A 25,155-nucleotide genomic window follows, 5' to 3' on the forward strand; every position below is an offset into this window, starting at 1 on the left:
GTCGGGGCTGTAGGTAGGGGCTGTCGGTGGGGGCCGCTAGCCTTTTTACGTGTCCGCGCGCCAGCCCGTCCTCACCGACCCCGAGCAGCTCAAGCAGCTCCTCGGGATCCCCTTCACGCCCGAACAACTGGCCTGCGTCACCGCCCCGCCCGCCCCCCAGGTGATCGTCGCGGGCGCGGGCTCCGGCAAGACGACCGTCATGGCCGCCCGCGTGGTCTGGCTGGTCGGTACGGGCACGGTCGCGCCCGAGCAGGTCCTCGGCCTGACCTTCACCAACAAGGCCGCCGGCGAGTTGGCCGAGCGGGTACGGACGGCCCTGGCGCGGGCCGGGATCAGCGACCCCGACCCCTCCCCGGCCGACGACACCGCCGGGGGCGAGCCCCGGATCTCCACCTACCACTCCTTCGCCGGGCAGCTCCTGAAGGACCACGGGATGCGCATCGGGCTGGAGCCCAGCTCCCGGCTGCTCGCCGACGCCACCCGCTTCCAGCTCGCCGCCCGCGTGCTGCGCGAGGCCCCCGGCCCCTACCCCTCGCTCACCAAGTCCCTCCCCGACCTGGTCAGCGACCTGCTCGCGCTGGACAGCGAGCTTTCCGAGCACCTGGTCGACCCGGCGGGGCTGCGCGCCCACGACACCGCCCTCCTCGACGCCCTCGCGGACGTCAAGCTCGGCAACGAAGACCTCCGCAAGGTCCCCGAGGCCGCCCGCGGCCGGCTCGAACTGCTGGAGCTGGTCGGCCGCTACCGCGCCGCCAAGGCCTCCCGCGACCTGCTCGACTTCAGCGACCAGATAGCCCGCTCCGCACAGCTGGCCACCACCCGCCCCGAGGTCGGCGCGCTGCTGCGCGAGGAGTTCCGCGTGGTCTTGCTCGACGAGTACCAGGACACCTCGGTCGCCCAGCGGCTGCTGCTGTCCGGGCTCTTCGGCAAGGCGTCCCCCCGGGACGGAGTCCCGGGGGAGGGCACCGGCCACGCCGTGACCGCCGTCGGCGACCCCTGCCAGGCGATCTACGGCTGGCGCGGCGCCTCCGTCGCCAACCTCGACGACTTCCCCGAGCACTTCCCGCACGCCGACGGCACCCCCGCCACCCGGCTCTCCCTCAGCGAGAACCGGCGCAGCGGCGGCCGCCTCCTCGACCTGGCCAACGACCTGGCCGCGCCGCTGCGGTCCCTGCACGAAGGCGTGGAGGCGCTGCGTCCGGCGCCCGGCGCCGAGCGCGACGGCTTCGTCCGCTGCGCCCTGCTGGAGACGCACGCCCAGGAGCTGGAGTGGCTCGCCGACTCCATCGCCCACCTGGTGCGCACCGGCAAGGAACCGGGCGAGATCGCCGTCCTGTGCCGCTCGGCCGGCGACTTCGCCGCGATCCAGGGCGCCCTGGTGGCCCGTGACGTCCCCGTCGAGGTCGTGGGCCTGTCCGGGCTGCTGCACCTGCCCGAGGTCGCCGACCTGGTCGCCGTCTGCGAGGTGCTCCAGGACCCCGGAGCCAACGCCGCCCTCGTGCGGCTGCTGATCGGCCCGCGCTGGCGGATCGGCGCGCGCGACCTGGCCCTGCTCGGCCAGCGGGCCCGGCTGCTGGTCGCCCGGGCCCCGGCCGCGGGCGACGACGCGGACCAGCGGCTGGCCGCGGCCGTCGAGGGGGTCGATCCGGCCGAGGTCGTCTCGCTGGCCGACGCCCTGGAGACCTTCCTCGGCGACGCCCCGCAGCAGGACGCGCTGCCCTTCTCCGCCGAGGCCCGGGTCCGCTTCGCGCACCTCGCGCAGGAGCTGCGCGACCTGCGCCGGGCCCTGTCCGACCCGCTCATGGACGTCCTGCACCGGGTGCTGGCCGCCACCGGGCTCGACGTCGAGCTGTCCGCGTCCCCCCACGCGCTCGCGGCCCGCCGCCGTGAGACCCTGTCCGGATTCATGGACGTGGCCGCCGGCTTCGCCGCCCTCGACGGCGAGGCCACGCTGCTCGCGTTCCTCGCCTACCTGCGCACCGCCGCCCAGTACGAGAAGGGCCTCGACCAGGCCCTCCCCGGTGGGGAGAACACGGTCAAGGTGCTGACCGCCCACAAGTCCAAGGGCCTGGAATGGGACGTCGTGGCCGTTCCCGGGCTGTATGCGGGCGCCTTCCCGAGCGAACGCTCCCGCGAGGCCTGGACCTCGTACGCGAAGGTCCTCCCGCACTCCCTGCGCGGCGACGCCGAGACCCTGCCCGCCGACCCGGAGTGGACCGCGGCCGGTCTGAAGGACTTCAAGGCGCAGCTGCGCGCCCACCAGTCCACCGAAGAGCTCCGCCTCGGCTACGTGACCTTCACCCGCCCCAGGTCCCTGCTGCTGGGCTCCGGCCACTGGTGGGGCCCGACCCAGAAGCGCCGCCGCGGCCCCTCCTCCTTCCTGACCGCCCTGTACGACCACTGCGCGGCCGGGTTCGGCGAGATCGAGGCCTGGGCCGAGGAGCCCGAGCCGGACGCCGTGAACCCGGCCCTGGACACCGCCGACGCCCCCGACCGCTCCTGGCCGCTCCCGCTGGACCCGGACTCCCTGGCCCTGCGCCGCCGCGCGGCGGCCCTGGTCGCCTCCTACCTGGCCGCCCCGCCCGCCCCCGAGCCCGCCCCGGCCCCCCAGGACGACTACCTCTGGCCCCCGGACTGCGAAGAGCCCTGGGACGAAGAAGAACCCCCCTGGGACGACGACGCCCCCGATCCAGCCCCTCCGGCGTTTGAGGAGCGGGGTCCGGGGCGGAGCCCCGAGACCTCCGGGCCGATCTCCGCCCCGCTCGGGCACCCCGACGCCCCCGATCCAGCCCCTCCGGCGTTTGAGGAGCAGGGTCCGGGGCGGAGCCCCGAAGCCCCGCAGGGCCCCCGACCCGCACCCACACCCGCCCCGGAACCCGCGGCCCCGCAGGGCCCCCGCCCCACTCCGGAGGAGACCCGTACCCTCGCCTCCTGGGACCGCGACCTGGACGCCCTGGAGGGCGAACTGCGCCGCTCCCGCGCCGCCGTCCGCGACGTCCAACTGCCCGCCACCCTCTCCGCGAGCCAGCTCCTGCGCCTGGCCGCCGACGAGGAGGGCTTCGTCCGCGACCTCGCCCGCCCGCTGCCCAAGCCCCCGCAGCCCGCCGCCCGCCAGGGCACCCGCTTCCACGCCTGGGTGGAGTCCCGCTTCGACGACCTGCCGCTGCCGCTGCTCGACGTACTGGACCCGGTCACCGAGCTGCCCGGCTCCGACCAGGAGGTGGCCGACGAGCGCGACCTGGACGCGCTGAAGGCCGCCTTCGAGCGCAGCCCGTACGCCGAGCGCACCCCGTACCGGATGGAGGTGCCCGTCCAGTTCACCCTCGCGGGCCGGGTCGTCCGGGGCCGGATCGACGCGGTCTACCGCAATGACGACGGCAGCTTCGAGATCGTCGACTGGAAGACCGGCCGGTCCGCCGAAGCCGATCCGCTCCAGCTCGCCGTCTACCGCCTGGCCTGGTCGGAAGCGACCGGAACCCCGCTCGACCGGATCACCGTCGCCTTCCTGCACGTCCGCAGCGGCCGGGTGATACGGCCCGCGAACCTGCCGACCAGGGCCCGCCTTGAGCGGATCCTCCAAGGCGAAACGGACACGGACGGCGCCCCACAGGCGGACGGTTAGGCTCGTGGGTATGAGCCAGACCCCGGACAGCGCCGTCCGCGCCTACATCGACACGCACCGCGCCGCCTTCCTCGACGACCTCGCCGAGTGGCTGCGCATCCCCTCCGTCTCGGCCCAGCCCGAGCACGCGGACGATGTGGAGCGCAGCGCGCGGTGGCTCGCCTCGGCGCTCGCGGAGACCGGCTTCCCGGTCACCGAGGTCTGGCCCACCCCCGGCGCCCCGGCCGTCTTCGCCGAGTGGCCGAGCGAGGACCCGGACGCGCCCGTCGTCCTGGTCTACGGCCACCACGACGTACAGCCCGCCGCGCTCGCCGACGGCTGGCACACCGAGCCGTTCGAGCCGGTGGTCAAGGACGACCGGATGTACGGGCGGGGCGCGGCCGACGACAAGGGCCAGGTCTTCTTCCACACCCTCGGCGTACGGGCGCACCTGGCCGCGACCGGCGCCGCCGCCCCCGCCGTGCACCTCAAGCTGCTGATCGAGGGCGAGGAGGAGTCCGGCTCCACGAACTTCCGCGCCCTCGTCGAGGCCGAGGCCGCCCGCCTCGCCGCCGACGTCGTGATCGTCTCCGACACCGGCATGTGGTCCGAGAACACCCCGACCGTCTGCACCGGCATGCGCGGCATCGCCGACTGCGAGATCGAGCTGAACGGGCCGGACCAGGACATCCACTCCGGTGCCTTCGGCGGCGCCGTGCCCAACCCGGCGACCGTGGCCGCCCGCCTCGTCGCGGCGCTGCACGACGCCGACGAGCGGGTCACCGTCCCCGGCTTCTACGACAACATCGCCGTCCTGACGGACGCCGAGCGCGCGCTGATCGCCGAGCTGCCCTTCGACGAGGCCGAGTGGCTGCGCACCGCCAAGTCCCACGCGGCCTCGGGGGAGGCCGGCTACTCCACCCTGGAGCGGGTCTGGGCCCGCCCGACGGCCGAGGTCAACGGCATCGGCGGCGGCTACCAGGGGCCCGGCGGGAAGACCATCGTCCCGGCCTCCGCCCAGCTGAAGCTGTCGTTCCGGCTGGTCTCCGGCCAGGACCCGTACGAGGTCCAGAAGGCCGTGACGGACTGGGTCGCGGCCCGGGTGCCCGACGGGATCCGCCACTCCATCGTCTGGGGCGCCCCCACCCGGCCCTGCCTGACCCCGCTGGACCACCCGGCGCTGCGGTCGGTCGTACGGGCCATGGGGCGCGCCTTCGGGGAGAAGATCCGCTTCACCCGCGAGGGCGGCTCGGGTCCCGCGGCGGACCTCCAGGACGTGCTGGGCGCGCCCGTGCTCTTCCTCGGGATCTCCGTACCCTCCGACGGCTGGCACTCGCCGAACGAGAAGGTCGAGCTGGACCTGCTGCTCAAGGGCGTCGAAACGACCGCGTACCTGTGGTCCGACCTCGCCGAGAACTGGAAGCCCGCGTCCGCGTCCGCGCCCACCGCCGGCTGATCGCGCCCGCACCCGCGCCCGCGCCCGTACCCGTCCCACCACTCCGGGGGAGTTGGAAGTACTAGTGAGCATCTCGACCGAGCACGCCGCCGCCGACGGCCTGGCCGCCGACCGGCCCGTCTCGCTGACCGCGCCCAGCGGCATCGACCGCGCCGCGCACCACCGCCTCGACGAGGCCTGGCTGGCCGCGGCCTGGAGCCACCCGACGACCCGCGTCTTCGTGGTCTCCGGCGGCCAGGTGCTGATCGACGACACCCCGGACGGGGGCACGGAGATCGTCATGACCCCGGCCTTCGAGGCCCCGGCCACCGAGACCCACCGCTACTTCCTCGGCACCGGCGAGGACGGCGTGCGGTACTTCGCGCTCCAGAAGGACTCGCTGCCCGGCCGCATGGACCAGTCGGCCCGCCCGGCCGGCCTGCGCGAGGCGGGCCTGCTGCTCTCCCCGCGGGACGCCGGGCTGATGGTGCACGCCGTGGCCCTGGAGAACTGGCAGCGCATGCACCGCTTCTGCTCCCGCTGCGGCGAGCGCACGGTGGTCGCGGCCGCGGGCCACATCCGGCGCTGCCCGGGCTGCGGCGCGGAGCACTACCCGCGCACCGACCCGGCCGTGATCATGCTGGTCACCGACGACCAGGACCGCGCGCTGCTCGGTCGCCAGGTGCACTGGCCGGAGGGGCGCTTCTCGACCCTGGCGGGCTTCGTGGAGCCGGGCGAGGCCATCGAGCAGTCGGTGATCCGCGAGGTGTGGGAGGAGGCGGGCGTCCGGGTCGGCGCGGTCGAGTACGTCGCCAGCCAGCCCTGGCCCTTCCCGTACAGCCTGATGCTCGGCTTCAACGCCCGCGCGATCTCCTCGGAGATCACCGTGGACGGCGAGGAGATCGAGGAGGCCCGCTGGTTCTCCCGCGAGGACCTGCGGCGCGCGATCGAGGCCGGCGAGGTGCTCCCCCCGGCGGGCATCTCCATCGCGGCCCGCCTGGTCGAACTCTGGTACGGCGCCCCCCTCCCCAAGCCCACCGCCTGACGCCCGTACCCGGCCGCCCGCACCCCGCCGCCCGGCACGGGGGCCGGGCGGCCGGAAACAAATCATTTGTCGACTTCTGTCGGCCTGCGGATGATGGTCCGTCGTGAGTACCCCCCGACGCCTCGCCGCGCTCCTGCCCGATCTGACGCCCTGGCGTTCCAGCCGTGACTTCCGGCTGCTCTTCTGGCAGGGCACGGTCACCTTCTTCGGTTCCTTCATGGCGATGATCGCCCTGCCGCTCCAGATCAAGCACCTCACGGACTCACCGCTGGCGGTGGGCGCGATGGGCGCGGTGGAGCTCGTACCGATGGTGGTCTGCGGCCTCTACGGCGGGGCGCTCGCGGACGCGGTGGACCGGCGGCGGCTGATCCTGCTGACCGAGGCCGGTCTCGGCGTCCTGGCCCTGCTCCTGCTGGTCAACGCGGTACTCCCGGACCCCCTCCTGTGGCCGCTGTACGTGGTCGCCGCGGGCGTCTCCGGTCTCGCGGGCCTCCAGCGGCCCGCCCTCGACTCGCTGATGGCCCGGATCGTCCCGCACGACCAGATGACGGCCGCGGCCGCCCTGAACTCGCTGCGCTACAACATCGGCGCCATCGCCGCACCGTCCCTGGCGGGCCTGGTCGTGGCGTGGGCGGGGTACGCCTGCGCCTACGCGATCACGGTGATCGGCTTCGTCGCCTCCGTGGTGCTGTGCACCCGGCTGGCACCCGCGCCGCCCGTCCACGGCGGCGAGCGGCCCTCGCTGCGCTCGATAGCCGAAGGCGCCCGGTACGCGTGGAGCAGGCCGGTGCTGCTCGGCACGTACGCGGTGGACCTCGCGGCGATGTTCCTCGCCTTCCCCAACACGATCTTCCCCTTCCTCGCGGACGAGCTGGACGCCGTGTGGGCCCTGGGCCTGATGTACGGGGCGGGCGCGGTCGGCTCGCTCCTGCTGGGCCTCACCAGCGGCTGGACCTCGCGCGTCCACCGGCACGGCCTCCTGGTGATCGGCGGCGCGACCGTGTGGGGCCTGGCGGTGGCGGCGGCGGGCTGGACCGGCAGCATCTGGGTGGTGCTGGCCTGCCTGGCCGTGGCGGGCGCGGGGGACATGCTCAGCGGCCTCGGCCGCGCCACGATCTGGAACCAGACCATCCCCGAGGAACTGCGCGGCCGGCTCGCCGGCATCGAGGTCCTCTCCTACAGCGTCGGCCCGCAGCTCGGCCAGGTCCGGGCGGGCACGATGGCGGGCTGGACCGGCACCCGCTCCGCGTTCTGGAGCGGCGGCGTGGCCTGCGTGGCCTCGGTGGCCGTCCTGTCCGCGCTGCTCCCCAAGCTGTTCACGTACGACGCCCGCACCGACGAGGACGCGCTCCGCCGCAGGGCCGACCGCGAGGCCGTCGCCGCCGGTGCGGCCGGCGCCGCCGACACGACCCACGACACCGTCGCGGGCAGCGCCGGCGACCGCGCCCCGGCCGCCTGACCACACGCAGAGGGCCCCCGCCGGAGCGGGGGCCCTTCTGTGTGCCGGGGAGGCGGATCAGACGGCGAGCGCCTGCTTGACCTGGGCCAGGCTCGGGTTCGTCATCACGGACTCGGTGCCCGTGGGCGCCACGACGAGCAGGGTGGGAACGGTCTGGTTGCCACCGTTGGCCTTCTCGACGAAGGCGGCCGACTCGGGGTCCTGCTCGATGTTGATCTCGGTGTAGGCGATGCCTTCCCGGTCCAGCTGGCTCTTCAGCCGGCGGCAGTAGCCGCACCACGTGGTGCTGTACATCGTCACGGAACCCTTGTCCTGCATGGCGGGAGCTCTCCTCTGGGGGGTCTGGATACGTCCGAGTAGTCGAACGTACGAAGGGGCCCGCCCATTCCCGGGACCCCGGGGCGGGGCTCGGCGGTGCATTCGTATGACCGGTTCGGACCGCCTGTGGACAGGTTTCTCGCCCGACCCACCGGACCTGGCAGCATGGCGGGGTGACAGCAGCAACGCACTCCTCATCCTTCCCGGCCGCCGCCGAATCGGCCGACGCGGTGCTCCTGGGCCTGGACCCGGAGCAGCGCGAGGTCGCCACGACCCTGCAGGGGCCCGTGTGCGTGCTGGCGGGCGCCGGCACGGGCAAGACGCGGGCCCTCACCCACCGCATCGCCTACGGGGTGCGTTCCGGCCAGCTGATGCCGGCGAGCGTGCTGGCGGTCACCTTCACCAACCGCGCCGCGGGCGAGATGCGCGGGCGGCTGCGCACCCTGGGCGCCGGCGGCGTCCAGGCGCGCACCTTCCACTCCGCCGCGCTGCGCCAGCTCCAGTACTTCTGGCCCAAGGCGATCGGCGGCGACGTCCCGCGGCTGGTCGAGCGCAAGATCCAGCTGGTGGCCGAGGCCGGTGCGCGCTGCCGGATCCGCCTCGACCGCAATGAGCTGCGCGACGTCACCGGCGAGATCGAGTGGGCCAAGGTCACCCAGACCGTCCCCGCCGACTATCCGGCGGCCGCCCTCAAGGCGGGGCGCGAGGCCCCCCGGGACATGGCCGAGATCGCCCAGATCTACGGCACCTACGAGCAGCTCAAGCGCGACCGGTCGATGATCGACTTCGAGGACGTGCTGCTGCTCACCGTCGGCATCCTCCAGGACCGGCACGACATCGCCGAACAGATCCGCACCCAGTACCAGCACTTCGTCGTCGACGAGTACCAGGACGTCAGCCCCCTCCAGCAGCGCCTGCTGGAGCTGTGGCTCGGCGACCGGGACAGCCTGTGCGTCGTCGGCGACGCCAGCCAGACGATCTACTCCTTCACCGGCGCCACCCCGGACCACCTGCTCGGCTTCCGCAGCCGGTACCCGCAGGCCACCGTGGTCAAGCTGGTCCGGGACTACCGCTCCACCCCGCAGGTGGTCCACCTCGCCAACGGGCTGCTCGGCCAGGCCAGCGGCCGGGCCGCCGAGCACCGCCTGGAGCTGGTCTCCCAGCGCGAGGCGGGCCCCGACCCGGCGTACGCCGAGTACCCCGACGAGCCCGCCGAGGCGGAGGGGGTCGCCGGCCGGATCCGGGACCTGATCGCCGCGGGCGTCCCCGCGGGCGAGATCGCCGTGCTGTACCGCATCAACGCCCAGTCCGAGGTGTACGAGCAGGCCCTCGCCGATGCCGGCGTGCCCTACCAGCTGCGCGGCGCGGAGCGGTTCTTCGAGCGCCCCGAGGTCAAGAAGGCCATGCTCACCCTCAGGGGCGCCGCGCGCTCCGGGGGGAACGACCCGCTGGTCGACGAGGTCGTCGGGCTGGCCTCCCAGGTCCGGGCCGTGCTCAGCTCCAACGGCTGGACCACCGAGCCGCCGGCCGGGTCCGGGGCCGTGCGCGACCAGTGGGAATCGCTGGCCGCGCTGGTCCGGCTCGCGGAGGACTTCGCCCGCAGCAGACCCCGGGCCACCCTGGCCGACCTCGCGGTCGAGCTGGAGGAGCGGATGGCCGCCCAGCACGCCCCGACCGTCCAGGGCGTCACCCTCGCCTCGCTGCACGCGGCCAAGGGCCTGGAGTGGGACGCGGTCTTCCTCGTCGGCCTCACCGACGGCATGATGCCGATCACCTACGCCAAGACCGACGAGCAGGTCGAGGAGGAGCGCCGGCTGCTCTACGTCGGCGTCACCCGGGCGAGGGTGCACCTGACGCTCTCCTGGTCCCTGTCGCGGGCTCCGGGCGGTCGGGCGGCCCGCAGGCCCAGCCGCTTCCTGAACGGGCTGCGACCGGGCTCCACGGCCGCGGGGAGCCGCTCTGCGGTGGCGATCGCCGAGCGCGGGGCCCGCAAGCGGGTCCGGCGCGGGCCCGCGCTGTGCCGGGTCTGCGGCAAGACCCTGACCGAGGCGGGCGAGCTGAAGCTGATGCGGTGCGAGGACTGCCCGTCCGACATGGACGAAGGCCTCTACGAGCGGCTGCGGGACTGGCGCGCGGGCCAGGCGAAGGAGCTGGGCCAGCCCGCCTACTGCGTCTTCACGGACAAGACCTTGATGGCGATCGCGGAGGCCGCGCCGTCCGAGGCGGGAGAGCTGTCGATGATCTCGGGTGTGGGTGGACGCAAGCTCGACCGGTTCGGGGCGGACGTCCTGGCCATCTGTGCAGGTGAGGACCCCGGGAGCGGTGCCGGGGACGACGCGTAGAAACTCGTCGGAAAAATAGTTTGCACATGCCCTGTGAAGCCCCATAGGTTCTTAGCAACGGAAACGGTGGCTTCTCCGAAGCCCCGGATTCGTGCTGTACTTATCCGAATACGCATGGGACAGGCCCTCGGGCCCGCTCCCCGAGACGCCGAGAGGAGGCGAGACCAGTGACCAGCTTGATGACCACCACCAAACTGACCGATCGCTCGGTTGCCGCTTCCTCCTGCCTGCTTCTCGCTACCTCTGCGCCCTCCGTCCTGGGCACCGGTCTGTCCGCCATTTCCGCGGTCAGCCCCGTCGCCCTGGTCACCCGCCGGGTGAGCGAGCGCAATGAACGACCGTTCCAGGCACCGGTGGCAGTAGCAGCTGGCCAGGCCAAGGCGCATGCCTATGGCGGCTTCGCGGCGGCAGCCGGTGCCGGAAACCAGACGAAGCAGACGACGCAGCACCACCTGATGTGGGCCTTCCGCGGGCTCGAACCCTGGAGTGATCCAGTCTGATCGCACGATCAGGCCGGCGCCTTCAGGGCCGCGGAACCCCACCCGGGATCCGCGGCCCTTTTGTTTGTCCCCGACCGGGGACGACAACGCGAAGGGGCCACGGGACTGGCAAGAACAGGTACCAGCCGAACCCGGCCGACCGGCCGGAACGACTTGACGAACCAGACGAGGAAAAAACCACCGTGCAACTCGAAGCGCACGCCCCGTCCGTACCGCAGACCCAGACGATCTCCCCGCCCGCAGTCCCGGAGGACTCCACCTTGATTCCCCTCACCGCGCTCACCGCGCTCGACGACGCCATCGAGAACCTCGGCGTACCCGTCGCCTGCCGCACCTACGACCCGGAGGTCTTCTTCGCCGAGTCCCCGGCCGATGTCGAGTACGCCAAGTCGCTCTGCCGCACGTGCCCGCTGGTCGAGGCCTGCCTCGCCGGTGCGGTCGAGCGCCGCGAGCCCTGGGGCGTCTGGGGTGGCGAGCTCTTCGTCCAGGGCGTCGTCGTCGCCCGCAAGCGTCCGCGTGGCCGTCCGCGCAAGAACCCGGTCGTTGCGGCATGAACTTCACCGGAACCATCGACCGCCCCCTGACGCGCGATCCCCTGAAGCAGGCCCTCATGACCCCGCAGAACACGAGCGAGCAGCCGTCCGGCTCCGCCACCGAAGACTTCATCACCATGGGCGCGATCACCTCGCGTCAGAACAGGACCCGCGAGATGCAACTCATTCCAGAAGCCCTGGCCCGTGCCCATATGGCGGACCGCATGCGTGAGGCGGACGGCGAACGCCGTGCCCTGCGCGTGGTCGCCGCCCGCCGCATGCAGCGGCGAGCCGAGCGCGTTTCGCTGCGCGCCCGTCGTGCACTGGCCATGGCCGTCATGAACTGATCCAGGCCCCGCCTGGAGTGACACCAGCAGACCCCCGGGGGGCCGCTCCGTTCGGAGCGGCCCCCCGGTGCGTTGCGGACCGCCGCGCACCGGGCGGCGGTATCGTCGGGAGGTGGACCAGCCGACTCCCCGCCCCGCGCCCCAGGGACCCGAGGCCCCTCCCGTCACCTGCGCACGCTGTGGCGCGCGCTCCCCCGAGGGCGCACCGCCCACCTGGACCTGCTCCGTCGAGAACGGCAGCAGACAGTACTTCTGCCACGACTGCGCGCGGGCCAACCTCCGCGCGATCGAGGGCAGGCTCGACTCCTCCTGGTGGTGAGCCGGGACGTGGCGCGACGGATCAGGACTCCGGCAGGAACCCCGGGAGCCAGGCCTCCAGTTCCTCCCGCAGTCGCACCGTCGCACCCAACTGGCACAGCACCCCGATCGTGCTCAGCGTCACGCGGTGGATCAGCAGGTAGGCCGGCGGGAGGTTGATCTGCCGGCCCAACTGGTGCGCGGGGGAGCGCGGGTCGGCGATCCGGGCCGCCTGGCTGCGCATCCACGCCCGGGTGAAGGTGAACTCGTCGACCTTCGCCGGTTCGATGATCGGGCGGAGGTAGTCCAGCACCGCGTCCGGGTCCAGATCGATGGACTCCTTCACGAAGCCCTCGGCGCACAGGTGCCCGTAGACCCCCTCGGCGTCGTCGTCCAGGGTCATCCGCAAGGAGCGGCCCACCGGCTTGGGCAGCCCGCCCGGGAGGCGGTCGACCGTACCGAAGTCCAGCACCCCTAGCCGGAGTCGACCGTCCGGGCCCTCCATCAGCCGGAAGTTGCCCGGATGCGGATCGGCGTGCAGCAGCCCGGTGCGCGCGGGGCCGGAGAAGAGGAACCGGGCCAGCAGCTGTCCGGCGCGGTCGCGCTCCTCCTGGGTGCCGTCGGCGATGATCTCCGACAGGGGCGTCCCCTCGATCCACTCGGTCACCAGCACCTGGTCGCTCTGGTGCACGACATCCGGCACGACCACGTCGGGATCGCCCTCGAAGGCCTCCGCGTGGATCCGCTGGGCCTCCGCCTCCAGCTCGTAGTCCAGCTCCTCCGACACCCGGTCGCGCAGCTCGGTGATCAGCGGCTTGATCTCCATGCCCGGGATCAGCGGTCCCAGCAGACCCGCGAACCGGCCGAGCTGCTTGAGGTCCGACAGCAGCGCCTCCCCGGCCCCCGGGTACTGCACCTTGACCGCGACCTGTCGCCCGTCGTGCCACACGGCCCGGTGGACCTGGCCGATGGACGCGGCCGCCGCGGGCTTGTCCTCGAACTCCGAGAACAACTTCCGCCAGTCCTCGCCGAGCCGCTCCGCCAGCACCTGGTGCACCCGCGCGGCGGGCAGCGGCGGGGCGGCTTCCTGGAGCTTGGTCAGCGCGGCCCGGTAGGGCCCGGCGACCTCCTCGGGCAGCGCCGCTTCGAAGACCGACATGGCCTGCCCGAACTTCATCGCACCGCCCTTCAGCTCACCCAGGGTGCGGAAGAGCTGCTCGGCGGTGCGCTGTTGCAGTTCGCGCGCGACGATCTCCGCCGACTTGCCCCCGATCCGCTTCCCCAACCCCCAGGTGGCCCGGCCCGCTATGCCGAGCGGCAGCGCGGCCAGCTTGACGGTACGAGTGACCGCCTTCCGGGGAAGATCAGACATGCGCCCCTCCAGTTCCCAGACAGCCGCGCCGCACGCGGCGCTTACCCGGCCATTGTGTCCTGTCCCTCTCGGGCGACGGAGGAGTCCCCCTCCCCGGACCCCGCCGCCCCGCACGCGCACTCCGGATGAGCGCGCACCCGGGCCCGCTCCCAGTGCAGCGCGGGCAGCGCGGCCTCCCAGCGGGCCCCCGTCGACGCGGGCAACTCCCCGTCCAGGAAGGCCAGCGCATGGGCCGCCGCCAACCCCGCCACCGCGGTGGCCAACCCCAGGTCACAGGCGACCGAGCCACGGCGCCGGTGCGCCCCGCGCCACTGCACCAGCATCCGCGCCCAGCCCCGGTCCCGTGCCACCCGCGCCCGCTCCATGCACCCCGCGCACCCCGTCGTCCCCGGCAGCACCAGCGGCCCCACCAGCCCGGTACCCTCCAGCACCCCGGCATACAGATGCGGGATCCCCGCGGCCACCCAATCCGCGGCGGTGTCCGGATCCGGGGCCCACGCCTGGAGCCCGTCCCGGGGCGCGACCACCACCAGGGCGAGCCCCGGCTCGGGCCCCTCCCTCTCCTGGGCCCGCGGCGCCCGCCCGGGAGCCGACGCCCGCACCAGCGCCCCCGCCGCCTCCGCCCGCGGCCGGCCCACGCTCTCCGGCCCGAGCCCGCCGGGCGCCACGTCCCCCGGCTCCACCCGGCCGCCGTCCAGCACCTCGACCCGGCCCACCCCGGCCCCCGCCAGCACCGCCGCGATCAGCGCGCCCACCCGACCGCTGCCCCGCACCTGCACCCGCACGGTCCGGCGCGCCGCGATCCCCCGCAGATCGCCGCCGGGCTCCCGGCGCACCAAGGACAGCGAACCCCGGTCGGGCCCCAGCCGCTCCAGCACCTCCGGGCGCCGCAGCAACGACTGGGCCCGCGGCCCGCCCGCAGTGGCGTCATCGAGCACCCCGGCCGCCGCGAGCCGTCGCACCAGCTCGTCCACCTGCCCGTCCGGCAACCCCAGTGCGGCCCCCTCCTTGCGCAGCAGGTCCATGCCGCGGGTCCCGTCGAGCCGTTCGAGCAGGGTCCCCGTCGCCGTGTCCACCGGCCCGAACACCACCGCGTGCGCGGGCGTCACCCCGAACTGCACGGTCTGCAGATCCCGCCAGGCCCGTGCCAGCGCGGGCTTCACCTTCGGATACATCGCCCTTCCCCCTTCGCCTGTCGACCTTCGCCTGTCGAACCTCACCCGTCGGCTTTCGCCTTCGGCCTTCGCCCTTCGGCCTTCGTCCACCGAGCGGCCCCGACGCCGCTCTCGCAGCATGACCGCACCCCGCCCGCGGCGCGGAAAGTTATCCACAGGTGGACCCGATTCGGCATATGAGACGACCGCCCGGGGGTGTCCGGAGGCGCCGAAAGGAGCGAACCGCGAATCGATCATGTTCGAACCGCCGCGGGGCGGGACTTCCGCCCTGGCCACCCGGTACGGTCGTGCCGTGTCCGCCGATCCACCGCACCGCGCCGTCGAAGTCCGCCGGAGTGCGCGCCGCCGAAGGACCGTCTCCGCCTACCGCGAGGGTGACCGGACGGTCGTGCTCATCCCTGCCCGGATGTCCGAGGCGGAGGAGCAGCGCTGGGTGGGCGTGATGCTCGACAAGCTCGCCGCGCAGGAGAGCAAGCGGACCCTGGGGGACGCGGAACTCACCGAGCGCGCCGCGCGTCTGTCCGAGCAGTACTTCGGCGGCCGCGCGCGCCCCAGCTCGGTCCGCTGGGTCACCAACCAGAACACCCGCTGGGGCTCCTGCACCCCCGCCGAGGCCAGCATCCGGCTGTCCCACCGCCTCCAGGGCATGCCGGAGTACGTGCTGGACTACGTCCTGCTGCACGAGTTGGCCCACCTGCTGGTCCCGGGGCACGGCCCGAGCTTCTGGCAGCTCCTGGAGGCGTACCCCCGTACGGAGCGGGCGCGCGGCTATCTCGAAGGCGTGGTCGCGGCGGAGCGCCTGCCCAAGGTCCCGGCCGCGCGCGAGGAATGAGCCCGCGCCGCCGTGCCCCGCGACGTGACCCGTCCGTGATGTGTACCGGGTCGGTACCGGCTTGGTTCGATGTCGGCGGGAGCCGTTAGCCTGACGGGCACGCATTCATCGTCGGGATGGGGGACGGTCGTTACGTATGGCCAGGGAATTCCAGCGCGGCCACAAGGCCAAGATCAGTGATCTCACCGCGGGCACCGATCTGTACGTGGGTGTGCAGATCGCCGGGCCGGGGCTGACCTTCGACATCAGCTGCTTCGGCCTCGACGCGGAAGAGCGGCTGTCGGACGACCGCTACTTCATCTTCTTCAACCAGCCCAAGTCGCCCGAGGAGTCCGTCCAGCTCCTCGGCCAGCAGTCCGGTGACAGCGAATCCTTCCGGGTGACCCTGGACCGCATCCCGGCGGGCATCCGCAAGCTCTCCTTCACGGCGACGATCGACGGCGCCGGCCAGATGTCCCAGATCGGTCCGGGTTACATCCGGGTCGTCGCCGGCGGCGAGGAAGTGGTCCGCTACTCCTTCACCGGCGCGGAGTTCAGCACCGAGCGCGCCGTGATGCTGGGCGACTTCTACTTCAAGGACGCGTGGCGCTTCGCCGCCGTCGGCCAGGGCTTCGACGGCGGCCTGGAAGCGCTGCTGAAGAACTTCGGCGGCGAGGTCGCCGAGGAGGAGGCCCCCGCCCCGCAGCAGCAGGCCCCGCAGCAGAGCGCCGCCGCGCCCTCCTTCGCGCCCCCGGCCTTCGCCGCCCCGCCCGGAGCCCCCGCACAGGCCGCACCGCCGCAGCAGCCGCAGTACCAGCAGCCGCCGCAGCACGCCCAGCCGCCGCAGCACACGCCGCCCCCGGCCCCCGCGCCGTACGCCGCGCCGCCGCAGCCCGCCCCCGCGATGCACGCCGCGCCCACGATGGTGGGCCCGCTCGCACCGGCCCCGGCGGCCCCCGGCCCGTACGGCCAGCCCGTGCACCCGCCGCAGCCGCCGCCGAGCCCGTCGTACGGGCGCCAGGTCCCCGGCCAGGCTCCCGGCGGCTACCCGCCGCCCGCCCCGGCCGGTCCCTACGGCCAGCCGCCGCAGCCCTCGTACGGACACCAGGTCCCCGGCCAGGTCCCCGGCGGCTACCCGCCGCCCGGCGCGCCCGGGGCCCCGTACGGTCAGCAGCCCGGCATGCCGGCGCAGACCCCCGCCGCCCCCGGCCTCACCTCCGCCCTCCAGCTCTACAAGGAGTCCCCCACCGGCGCCCGCTGGACCGCGCAGAACCACCAGCTCATGCGCGTCGACCTGGGCATCGGCGGCCAGCCCGTCCTCGCCCGCCAGGGCAGCATGGTGCTGTACCAGGGCAAGGTGGACTTCAGCTACAAGGGCGCGGGCTTCGCCGGCCGCATCGTCGGCAACGCCACCGGCCAGGAGATGCAGCTCATGCGCTGCACCGGCCGCGGCCAGGTCTTCCTCGCCGAGAACGGCACCCACCTGCACGCCATCGAGCTCCAGGGCGACGGGATCTGCGTCTCCGCCGAGAGCGTGCTCGCCTTCGACGAGTCGCTCCAGCACGAGGTGCGCCGCATCGAGGGCCACGGCATTCCGGGCGGCGCCCTGTTCACCATGCAGTTCCAGGGCTCCGGCACGGTCATCGTCAAGACGCACGGCACCCCCGTGGTCCTGCCGGTCACCCCGACGACCTTCGCCGACAGCAATGCGATCGTCGCGTGGTCCGCGGGCGCCCAGGTGGTCATTTCCAGCCAGGTCCGGCTGCGCCGCAACGCCTACCCCGGGCACAGCGGGGAGACCGTGAACCTCCAGTTCCGGGCAGCCCCCGGAAACTTCATCATCGTCCAGCCCTACGAGGTCTGAGGGAGCCCGCCATGAACGCAATGAACGCCATGAACCCGCAGCTCGCCGGCTATGCCCCGACCCCCGTCGCGGCCCGCATGGAGAACCACGGGCGCGCCATGCTCAAGGTCGCCATGCAGAGCGGCCACGACCTCTTCGCGCGCACCGGCTCGATGGTCGCCTACGAGGGCTTCGTGCAGTACGAGCCCAACCCGCCCGCCGTGCGCCAGATGGCCTCGCAGTGGCTGACGGGCGAGGGCGCACCGCTGATGAAGTGCACCGGCGACGGCCTCCTCTACCTCGCCGACTACGGCGCGGACGTCGTCGTCATCAACCTCAACAACGACGCCCTCTCCGTCAACGGCACCAACCTGCTCGCCTTCGACGCCCACCTCACCTGGGGCGTCGAGCGGGTCAAGGGGCTGGCGAAGTTCGCGGGCCAGGGGCTGTTCAACGTCCAGGTCTCCGGCACCGGCTGGGTCGCCCTGACCTCGCGCGGCACGCCGATCGTGGTCGACTGCGGCCGCGGCGAGGACGAGACGTACGTCGACCCGGACGCGCTCGTCGCCTGGTCGCCGAACCTCAAGGTCAAGGGCAAGCGCAGCTTCAAGGCCTCGTCGATGATCGGCCGCGGCAGCGGGGAGGCCTTCCAGATGGCCTTCTCCGGCCAGGGCATCGTCGTCGTACAGCCGAGCGAGGACAGCACCGACCGGCTCCGGGCCCGGGGCTGAGGGGGAGCGGACACATCATGCAAAGTGCACTTTTCGGCCACTCCGAGGCGCAGTCCCAGGAGCGGTACGTCGTCCAGAACCCGCAGATGCTGCGGGTCTCCCTCACCGGCCAGGACGACGTCCTCGCCCGCAAGGGATCGATGGTCGCCTACCAGGGCCTGATCGACTTCGACGGCGAGTACCAGAGCACCAATCAGCGCAACGCCCGCGCCCGCACCGGCGAGGGCCTCGACCTCATGCGCTGCTCGGGGCAGGGGACGGTGTACTTCGCCAACCTCGCCCAGGACGTGCACGTGGTGGACGTCGACCAGGACGGTCTGACCGTGGACAGCAGCTACGTCCTCGCCCTCGACTCCACCCTGCACACCGAGGCGATCGCGGTCGACAGCCAGTACGGCATCTCCGGCTCGGGGAAGTACCAGCTGAACATCACCGGCCGCGGCAAGGTCGCCCTGATGACCTCGGGGCAGCCGCTGATGCTCCAGATCACGCCCGACAAGTACGTCAACGTCGACGCGGACGCCATCGTCGCCTGGTCCACCTCGCTGCGCGTGCAGATGCAGGCCCAGACGCACTCCACCGGCGTGTGGCGGCGCCGCGGGAACACCGGCGAGGGCTGGGAGCTCAGCTTCCTCGGCCAGGGCTTCGCCCTGGTGCAGCCCAGCGAGCTGCTCCCGCCGCAGAACGCGCAGCTCGGCCAGGGCCTCGCCGCGCAGTACGGCATGGGCCAGCAGGGCGCCCAGGCGCAGAACCAGAACAACGCCTGGAACTGACGCCCGGCACCAAGCCCGGCACTGCGCCCGACGCCCGCCGGCAATGCCGCGGGGGCGGACCCGGACCCTTCAGGATCCGGGTCCGCCCCCGCGCGCCGGGCCGCCGGGCGTCAGAGCCGCGCCCGGGTCGCCTCCAGCAGCCTGACCACCGAGTCGTCCGCGACGGCGGCCACCTCGTCGTAGGCGAACCAGCGCAGGTCCAGGGACTCGTCGCTGATCGCCGCCTGCGCGCCCGCCGGGGCCAGCGCGGCGTACTGCACGTCCAGGTGCCAGTTGCAGGGCGCCGGAATGGGGTGCCGGTCCAGCCGCACCGGACCCCCGGGCAGCAGCGTCAGCCCGGTCTCGATCCCGGACTCCTCGCGGGCCTCGCGCAGCGCGGCGTCCACGAGCGTGCGGTCATCGCTCTCGCAGTGCCCGCCCATCTGCAACCACATGCCGAGCTTCTTGTGCAGCGTCAGCAGCACGCGGCCGCGCACGGGGTCGATCACCAGCGCGCTGGCGGTGACGTGCCCGGCCTCGCACGGCTTCCACATCCCGTCCGGGTGGGCGGCCAGGTGCTCCAGGTACACCTCGCGGAGCGCGGCCTGCTCGCCCTGGCCGTCGTACTCCTTCAGGACGCGGACCGCGTCGTCGTACAGACTCACTTGGTGTCGTCACCGTCCTGCTCGCGCTTCTCGGCGGCCTCGCCGAGCATCTTGTCGAGCTCCGAGAAGTCCAGCTGCTCGCGGTGCACGAAACCGTCCGGGTCGTCCAGGTCGGAGGCCGTCGGCAGCATGTCCGGGTGCTCCCACAGCCCGTCGCGGCCGTCCACGCCGCGCGCGTCGGTGAGCGAGGCCCACAGCCGCGAGGCGTCCCGCAGCCGGCGCGGACGCAGCTCCAGACCGATCAGGGTCGCGAAGGTCTGCTCGGCCGGACCGCCCGAGGCGCGGCGCCTGCGCAGCGTCTCGCGCAGCGCGTCGGCCGAGGTCAGACGGGGCTTGGCGGCCTCGTGCACCACGGCGTCCACCCAGCCCTCGACCAGCGCGAGCGCGGTCTCCAGACGGGCCAGGGCCGCCTTCTGCTCGGGGGTGTCCTGGGGCTGGAACATGCCGCCCTGGAGCGCTTCCTGCAGCTGCTCCGGATTCGACGGGTCGAGCTGGCCGACCACGTCCTCCAGCTTTGAGGTGTCGACCTTGATGCCGCGCGCGTATCCCTCGACGGCGCCGAACAGGTGCGAGCGCAACCACGGCACGTGGGCGAAGAGCCGCTGGTGGGCGGCCTCGCGCAGGGCCAGGTAGAGGCGCACCTCGTCCGAGGGGACGCCCAGGTCCTTGCCGAACGCCGTCACGTTCAGCGGCAGCAGGGCCGCCCGGCCCGCCGGGCCCAGCGGCAGCCCGATGTCGGTGGAGCCGACGACCTCGCCCGCGAGCGTGCCCACCGCCTGGCCGATCTGCTGGCCGAACATCGCGCCGCCCATGGAGCGCATCATGCCGAGCAGCGGGCCCGCCATGGCCTGCATCTCCTCGGGCAGTACGTCGCCCATGGCCGCGCCCACCCGCTCGGCGACCGGGTCGACCAGTTCCTTCCACACCGGCAGGGTCGCCTCGACCCACTCGGCGCGGCTCCAGGCCACGGCCGTACCGGCGCCCGACGGCAGGGAGGTGACGGAGTCCAGCCAGAGGTCCGCCAGCCGCACGGCCTCCTCGACGGCCGACTTCTCGGCCGGGCCGATGCTCGCGTCCTTCACGCCGTCCGCGGTGCCCTGCGCGACGGTCTGGCGGGCGATGTCCTTGGCCATGTCCCAGTTCACGGGACCGCCCTCGTAGCTGAGCATCTGGCCCAGCTGCTGGAAGGCCGCGCCCAGGTCGTTCGGGTTCATCGAACCGAACATCGCGGCGAACGGATTGTCCGCGCCGCCGGGGCCGCCGGCGCCCGGCAGTCCGGCCCCGGGGAACCCGAACGGATTCGCCGGGCCGCCCTGACCGCCCTGATCGCCCTTCTTCTTGCCCTCGTCGCCGTTGTCCGGCTCCTCCGGCGGAAGGCCGAATCCGAATGGGGTGTCGCTCACGGGTTTCCTCGGCTCGTAGGGCCGTCGGCGGGAGCCGACGGGCAATGGTCCGACAACACCACCCAGCGTAGACACCACAGCCGCATCCGGGCTCGGTGCTCCGCCGACTCCTGGGCTGCGGCAGGATGGACATCACCTGGTAGGTACGCGTCAGGACGCTCACCTACTGAAGACAACCGCTGGAGACGCCCGGTGAGTTCCCCAGATCCGCAGGTTCGAGAGCCGCACGGCGACGAGAACCACCCTGACCACGACGAGCGCCCCGAGGGCGTTCGCCAGTCGCGAAACCCGTCGTCGCGGGGCCCCGTCGTCGCCGTGACCGGCGCCGCGGCGGGGGTCGGCGCCGCCCTGGTCGCCCGGCTCGCGGCCTCCGACGAGGTCAAGCAGGTCATCGCGATCGACGAGCGGCGCGGTGAGTGCGCGAGCGCGCAGTGGCACGTCCTGGACGTACGGGACCCCGCGATCGCCGAGAAGCTGCGCGGCGCCGACGTGGTCGTCCACCTCGCGCTCGACCTCGACCTGGAGACCGACCCGGCGGCCCGCACCGCCTACAACGTGCGCGGCACCCAGACCGTGCTCACGGCCGCCGCGGCGGCCGGGGTGCACCGGGTCGTGCTCTGCACCTCCGCGATGGTCTACGGCGCCCTGCCGGACAACGACATCCCGCTCACCGAGGACTCCGAGCTGCGGGCCACCGCCGAGGCCACCGGCGTCGGCGACCTGCTGGAGATCGAACGCCTCGGCCGGCGGGCCCCGCGCGCGCACCCGGGGCTCAACGTCACGGTGGTGCGCCCGGCCGTGCTGGTCGGGGGTACGGACACGGCCCTGACCCGCTACTTCGAGTCGCCGCGCCTGCTCGTGGTCGCCGGGTCCCGGCCGACCTGGCAGTTCTGCCACGTCGAGGACCTGGTCAGCGCCCTGGAGTACGCGGCGCTGGAGAAGGTGGAGGGCGAGCTGGCCGTCGGTTGCGAGGGCTGGCTGGAGCAGGAGGAGGTCGAGGAGCTGAGCGGGATCCGCCGGATGGAGCTGCCGTCCGCCGTCGCGCTCGGCGCCGCGGCCCGGCTGCACCGGATCGGGCTCACGCCGTCGCCGGCCGGTGACCTCGCGTACACGATGCACCCGTGGGTGGTCAGCGTCAGTCGGCTGCACGCGGCGGGGTGGCGGCCGCGCTGGACCAACGAGGAGGTGCTGGCCGAGCTGCTCCAGGAGGTGGCCGGACGGCACACGGTCGCCGGGCGGCGGCTGGGCCGCAAGGACGCGACGGCCGCGGGGGCCGCGGGGGCGACGGTGGCGCTGCTGGGTGCGGCCGCCGTGGTCCGCGCCGCCCGCCGCCGCCGGGGCCTCTGACCCACCCGAGCCCTCAATCGCCGGGCGGGCTCGATGTGCCCCGCCTCAGCCCCCGGCGGGCTCGATGTGGCCCCGGTCCAGCCCCGCCGGCGTTTGAGGCGCCGCCGGAGGCCCCACGGACGGTTCGCCGACGGTCGACCTGTGGCTCCCCGCCGCCCTCGGCCGGCGCTGCCTCCGGCGGGCCCTCAATCGCCGGGCGGGCTCGATGTGCCCCGCCTCAGCCCCCGGCGGGCTTGGATGTGGCCCCCGTCAGCCTCCGGCGGGCTTGATGTGGCCCCAGCCTTGTCGGCGGGCTCGATGTGGCCCCCTTCAGCCTCGCCGGCGTTTGAGGCGCTGCCGGAGCCGGAGGCTACGAGGGCGGCCCGCCTACGGGGCCGCCATGGGCACAGCCCCGCCGGGGCTTGAGGCGTTCGGGCCGGGTTCTGTAGGAGGCTCCATACGCGGGGTGCGCGACCGGTCGAATCGGCTATTCCGCGATGTGAGAACCGTGGTGCACGATGAGTGCATGGCTCCGCACTTCGACCACCCCGGCGAGCAGGCCGCCCCGGACCCGATCCGACTGCTCGCGATCCGCGACGCCCCGCTCTCGCTCGACGAGGTCTTCCGGGCCGTCGGCGACGACGCGACGGGAGGCACCGCGCTCTTCGTCGGCACCGTGCGCGACCACGACGGCGGGGCGGACGTCGACGCCCTCGGCTACTCCTGCCACCCGACGGCCGAAGCCGAGATGCGCCGCGTCGCCGAGCGCGTCGTGGCCAAGTACCCGGTCCGCGCCCTGGCCGCCGTCCACCGCGTCGGTGACCTCGGGGTCGGCGACCTCGCCGTGGTGGTCGCCGTGTCGTGCCCGCACCGGGGCGAGGCCTTCGAGGCCTGCCGGATGCTGATCGACGACCTCAAGCACGAGGTGCCGATCTGGAAGCACCAGACCTTCTCGGACGGCACCGAGGAGTGGGTCGGCGCCTGCTGAGGCGCCCCCGTCCGCGCCCCCGCACCCCCGCGTCCGCACCCGAACGGACGCGCAACACGCCCTCGATTTGCGTAACCCCGCCCCGGGCACGAGCGTTGGATCAACAAACCGCTCGTTCTCGGGGTAGGGAGCACGCACATGGGTTCTTTGGCGTGGTTGCTGATTCCGCTTTTCGCCGCCATCGGCGCAGCGATATGGGGAAGCTGGGCGGCCCGCGACCGCACTTCCGGCGACATATCCGAACTCGCCGGCTACGCACGATTCCGCGAGGTCATGGGTACGGGCCAGGCCGACAAGGCCAAGGCGCATTCCGGTTCCGACGCCGTCTGACGCGTCCCGTGAATGGCCCGCCAGGCGTCCGACCCACCTCCCCACCGGGAACCCCCGGGCGCATCCCGTGCACCACCCCGTACGGACCGGCCCCACGGGCCGCCCCACAGGGCCGTCACGTACTGTCGATCCATGCCACGCCGCACTGCGACGATGCTCGCGTCCACCCTCATGCTGTTCGCGCTGCTCTGCGCCGGAGTGTTCATCAAGGTTCCGTACTCCGAGATGAGCCCCGGCCCGACCGTGAACACCCTCGGTGACTCGCGCGGCGAGCCGGTCCTGAACATCTCGGGCCGCAAGACCTACCCGACCAGCGGTCACCTCAACATGACCACGGTCCGGGTGACCGGCGCGGACTACGACATGAACCTGCTGGAAGCGGTCTACGGCTGGGCGGCCCACGACAACATCGTGGTGCCGCACGAGAACCTGTATCCGCACGGCAAGACGGACAAGCAGTCCACGCAGGAGAACGCGGAGGAGTTCAGCCAGTCGCAGGAGAGCGCCAAGGTGGCCGCCCTCAAGCAGCTGGGCATCCCCTTCACCTCCCGCGTGAACGTCGCCACCGTGGTCAAGGGCAGCCCCGCCGAGGGTCTGCTGCACGCCGGTGACGTGATCGTCGCCGTGGACGGCGCCCCGGTGAACGAACCGGCGGACGTCGCCAAGCTGGTCACCAAGCACAAGGCGGGCGAGAAGGTCGAGTTCACCGTCATCGGCGCGGACGAGGCGGCCGCCGCGAAGAAGGCCGGGCGCGACCCCTCGGGCACCAAGAAGGTGGAGATCACCACTGGGAAGTCGCCGGAGGACGCTCACGCGGTCGTCGGCATCCGGGCCGGGACCGACCACACCTTCCCGTTCCGCATCGACATCAACCTGGCCGACGTCGGCGGCCCCAGCGCCGGCCTGATGTTCTCCCTCGGCATCGTCGACAAGCTGACGCCCCAGGACATGACCGGCGGGAAGTTCGTCGCCGGCACCGGCACCATCGACGACGCCGGTACGGTCGGCCCGATCGGCGGCATCGAGATGAAGACCATCGGCGCCCGCCAGGCCGGCGCCCAGTACTTCCTGACCCCCGCCGAGAACTGTGCGGCGGCCGCCAAGGACGTACCGGACGGCCTCACCCTCGTGAAGGTCTCGACCATCGGCGACGCCGTCAAGGCACTGGAGAAGATCAGCAAGGGGGACAAGGCCGGACTGCCGCAGTGCGGCGCGTCCTGACCCCGTCCCCCCGCCGGCCGCCCCCGGGCGTCAGGAGAAGGTGGAGGCCAGCGCCTCGGCGAGGCCCGGCACCAGAGTGGCCCCGGTGAGCACCTCGCTCGCCGCGTCCTTCTCGCGCAGCCGGACGGCCGACTCGCGCGACCCGTCACGCAGGACGCCCACGGTCAGGCGCACCTCCTGGCGCTCCGGGTGCCCGGCGACCCACTTGGCGAGCTGCTTGTCGTTCAGGTCGGAGGGCACGGCGGCCTCCGCGGACGGCGGCAGCATCAGCCGCTCCACCGTCAGCGCGCAGCCGACGACCGACGCGGGCCAGGCGACCGTGCCCAGGAACTTGTCCAGGGCCATGCCCTTCGGGAGTTCGTCCTGCTCGATCGGGGTCAGCTGGATCTTGCCGGCGTCGTCCTGGTCGAGGCCGAGCTGCTGGGCGAGGCGGGGCTCCTGCTTGCGCAGTCGGGCCGTGTCGACGAGGGCGAAGAGCCGGGCGGGCCGGTCCCAGCCCAGGCCGGCGGCGTATTCGTCGATCTCTAGCACGGCGCGGGTCAGCGGGCTGGCCGCCATCGGAGTGCCGGGGGAGGGGGAAAGGTTGGACATGGACAACATCCTGCCTCCTTTCGACGCGATACCGGGAACTGACTAAAGCCTCAGTAAGTTGCATGAGTGG

23 protein-coding genes are annotated in these 25,155 nt (G+C 73.1%); 17 read left to right on the top strand and 6 right to left on the bottom strand.

The window, feature by feature from the left end:
* Positions 1–49 precede the first annotated feature (49 nt).
* From ACIQWR_RS01710 to ACIQWR_RS01725, 4 genes are all read left to right on the top strand, one after another.
* Complete coding sequence (locus ACIQWR_RS01710; RefSeq protein WP_404004209.1) at positions 50–3,622, top strand: UvrD-helicase domain-containing protein; 3,573 nt, start codon at positions 50–52, stop codon at positions 3,620–3,622.
* 10 nt (positions 3,623–3,632) lie between these two features.
* A complete protein-coding gene (locus ACIQWR_RS01715) occupies positions 3,633–5,057 on the top strand; it encodes a dipeptidase (RefSeq protein WP_404004211.1) in 1,425 nt (474 codons plus the stop codon).
* Between the two features lie 52 nt (positions 5,058–5,109).
* Positions 5,110–6,081 (top strand): NAD(+) diphosphatase, encoded by a 972-nt coding sequence (gene nudC, locus ACIQWR_RS01720; RefSeq protein ID WP_404004213.1) that lies wholly within the window; start codon positions 5,110–5,112, stop codon positions 6,079–6,081.
* Between the two features lie 103 nt (positions 6,082–6,184).
* A complete protein-coding gene (locus tag ACIQWR_RS01725) occupies positions 6,185–7,540 on the top strand; it encodes an MFS transporter (RefSeq protein WP_404004216.1) in 1,356 nt (451 codons plus the stop codon).
* Positions 7,541–7,597: 57 nt separating this feature from the next.
* On the opposite strand, the gene ACIQWR_RS01730 is transcribed toward ACIQWR_RS01725, so the two are convergent.
* Complete coding sequence (locus ACIQWR_RS01730; RefSeq protein ID WP_385785020.1) at positions 7,598–7,858, bottom strand: mycoredoxin; 261 nt, start codon at positions 7,856–7,858, stop codon at positions 7,598–7,600.
* A gap of 173 nt (positions 7,859–8,031) precedes the next feature.
* On the opposite strand from ACIQWR_RS01730, the gene ACIQWR_RS01735 reads away from it, so the two are divergent.
* The 5 genes from ACIQWR_RS01735 (at position 8,032) to ACIQWR_RS01755 (ending at position 11,899) form a co-directional block, all read left to right on the top strand.
* Positions 8,032–10,200 (top strand): ATP-dependent DNA helicase UvrD2, encoded by a 2,169-nt coding sequence (locus ACIQWR_RS01735; protein WP_404004218.1) that lies wholly within the window; start codon positions 8,032–8,034, stop codon positions 10,198–10,200.
* Between the two features lie 167 nt (positions 10,201–10,367).
* Positions 10,368–10,700 carry a hypothetical protein gene (locus ACIQWR_RS01740; RefSeq protein ID WP_385785026.1) on the top strand — a complete coding sequence of 111 codons (333 nt, stop codon included), beginning with the start codon at positions 10,368–10,370 and terminating at the stop codon, positions 10,698–10,700.
* Between the two features lie 182 nt (positions 10,701–10,882).
* Entirely contained in the window at positions 10,883–11,254 is a 372-nt protein-coding gene (locus ACIQWR_RS01745; protein ID WP_404004220.1) for a WhiB family transcriptional regulator, read from the top strand.
* Positions 11,251–11,580, top strand: coding sequence for a hypothetical protein (locus ACIQWR_RS01750; protein WP_399260054.1), 330 nt, complete (start codon positions 11,251–11,253; stop codon positions 11,578–11,580). Before ACIQWR_RS01745 ends, ACIQWR_RS01750 begins: the two co-directional genes overlap by 4 nt.
* Positions 11,581–11,692: 112 nt before the next feature.
* Positions 11,693–11,899: a hypothetical protein gene (locus ACIQWR_RS01755; protein ID WP_404004222.1), complete on the top strand. Its 207-nt coding sequence runs from the start codon at positions 11,693–11,695 to the stop codon at positions 11,897–11,899.
* Positions 11,900–11,920: 21 nt separating this feature from the next.
* Here ACIQWR_RS01755 and ACIQWR_RS01760 read toward each other — a convergent pair whose 3' ends face one another.
* Complete coding sequence (locus ACIQWR_RS01760) at positions 11,921–13,249, bottom strand: ABC1 kinase family protein (RefSeq protein ID WP_404004225.1); 1,329 nt, start codon at positions 13,247–13,249, stop codon at positions 11,921–11,923.
* 41 nt (positions 13,250–13,290) lie between these two features.
* Positions 13,291–14,424, bottom strand: a complete 1,134-nt coding sequence (locus ACIQWR_RS01765) for a TOMM precursor leader peptide-binding protein (protein WP_404004228.1) — start codon at positions 14,422–14,424, stop codon at positions 13,291–13,293.
* A gap of 235 nt (positions 14,425–14,659) precedes the next feature.
* Here ACIQWR_RS01765 and ACIQWR_RS01770 point away from each other — a divergent pair, with 235 nt between their 5' ends.
* From ACIQWR_RS01770 to ACIQWR_RS01785, 4 genes are all read left to right on the top strand, one after another.
* Complete coding sequence (locus tag ACIQWR_RS01770) at positions 14,660–15,256, top strand: M48 family metallopeptidase (RefSeq protein ID WP_404004230.1); 597 nt, start codon at positions 14,660–14,662, stop codon at positions 15,254–15,256.
* Between the two features lie 136 nt (positions 15,257–15,392).
* Positions 15,393–17,099, top strand: a complete 1,707-nt coding sequence (locus ACIQWR_RS01775) for a TerD family protein (RefSeq protein ID WP_404004232.1) — start codon at positions 15,393–15,395, stop codon at positions 17,097–17,099.
* 29 nt (positions 17,100–17,128) lie between these two features.
* Positions 17,129–17,809, top strand: a complete 681-nt coding sequence (locus tag ACIQWR_RS01780; protein WP_351043374.1) for an AIM24 family protein — start codon at positions 17,129–17,131, stop codon at positions 17,807–17,809.
* 17 nt (positions 17,810–17,826) lie between these two features.
* A complete protein-coding gene (locus ACIQWR_RS01785) occupies positions 17,827–18,582 on the top strand; it encodes an AIM24 family protein (protein ID WP_404004234.1) in 756 nt (251 codons plus the stop codon).
* A gap of 110 nt (positions 18,583–18,692) precedes the next feature.
* Here the strand turns inward: ACIQWR_RS01785 and ACIQWR_RS01790 are convergent, their stop codons facing one another.
* A complete protein-coding gene (locus ACIQWR_RS01790; protein ID WP_404004237.1) occupies positions 18,693–19,226 on the bottom strand; it encodes an NUDIX hydrolase in 534 nt (177 codons plus the stop codon).
* Positions 19,223–20,629 (bottom strand): zinc-dependent metalloprotease, encoded by a 1,407-nt coding sequence (locus tag ACIQWR_RS01795; RefSeq protein WP_404004239.1) that lies wholly within the window; start codon positions 20,627–20,629, stop codon positions 19,223–19,225. The genes ACIQWR_RS01790 and ACIQWR_RS01795 overlap by 4 nt, the downstream gene beginning before the upstream one ends.
* A gap of 192 nt (positions 20,630–20,821) precedes the next feature.
* Here ACIQWR_RS01795 and ACIQWR_RS01800 point away from each other — a divergent pair, with 192 nt between their 5' ends.
* The 4 genes from ACIQWR_RS01800 to ACIQWR_RS01815 all read left to right on the top strand — a co-directional run bounded on the left by ACIQWR_RS01800 (position 20,822) and on the right by ACIQWR_RS01815 (position 24,494).
* On the top strand, positions 20,822–21,976 hold the full coding sequence (locus tag ACIQWR_RS01800) for an SDR family oxidoreductase (RefSeq protein ID WP_404004241.1): 1,155 nt from the start codon (positions 20,822–20,824) through the stop codon (positions 21,974–21,976).
* Positions 21,977–22,481: 505 nt separating this feature from the next.
* Positions 22,482–22,943: a molybdenum cofactor biosynthesis protein MoaE gene (locus ACIQWR_RS01805; RefSeq protein ID WP_404004243.1), complete on the top strand. Its 462-nt coding sequence runs from the start codon at positions 22,482–22,484 to the stop codon at positions 22,941–22,943.
* A 138-nt stretch (positions 22,944–23,081) separates the two neighbouring features.
* A complete protein-coding gene (locus ACIQWR_RS01810) occupies positions 23,082–23,273 on the top strand; it encodes a hypothetical protein (protein ID WP_354382369.1) in 192 nt (63 codons plus the stop codon).
* Between the two features lie 132 nt (positions 23,274–23,405).
* Complete coding sequence (locus ACIQWR_RS01815) at positions 23,406–24,494, top strand: PDZ domain-containing protein (RefSeq protein ID WP_404004245.1); 1,089 nt, start codon at positions 23,406–23,408, stop codon at positions 24,492–24,494.
* Positions 24,495–24,524: 30 nt separating this feature from the next.
* On the opposite strand, the gene ACIQWR_RS01820 is transcribed toward ACIQWR_RS01815, so the two are convergent.
* The gene (locus tag ACIQWR_RS01820) at positions 24,525–25,094 is read right to left on the bottom strand and encodes a PPA1309 family protein (protein WP_399260080.1); all 570 of its coding nucleotides are present in this window, start codon (positions 25,092–25,094) and stop codon (positions 24,525–24,527) included.
* Between the last annotated feature and the right edge of the window lie 61 nt (positions 25,095–25,155).

Origin of the sequence: Streptomyces sp. NPDC098789 (assembly GCF_044759975.1) — a bacterium.
Lineage (GTDB): Bacteria > Actinomycetota > Actinomycetes > Streptomycetales > Streptomycetaceae > Streptomyces.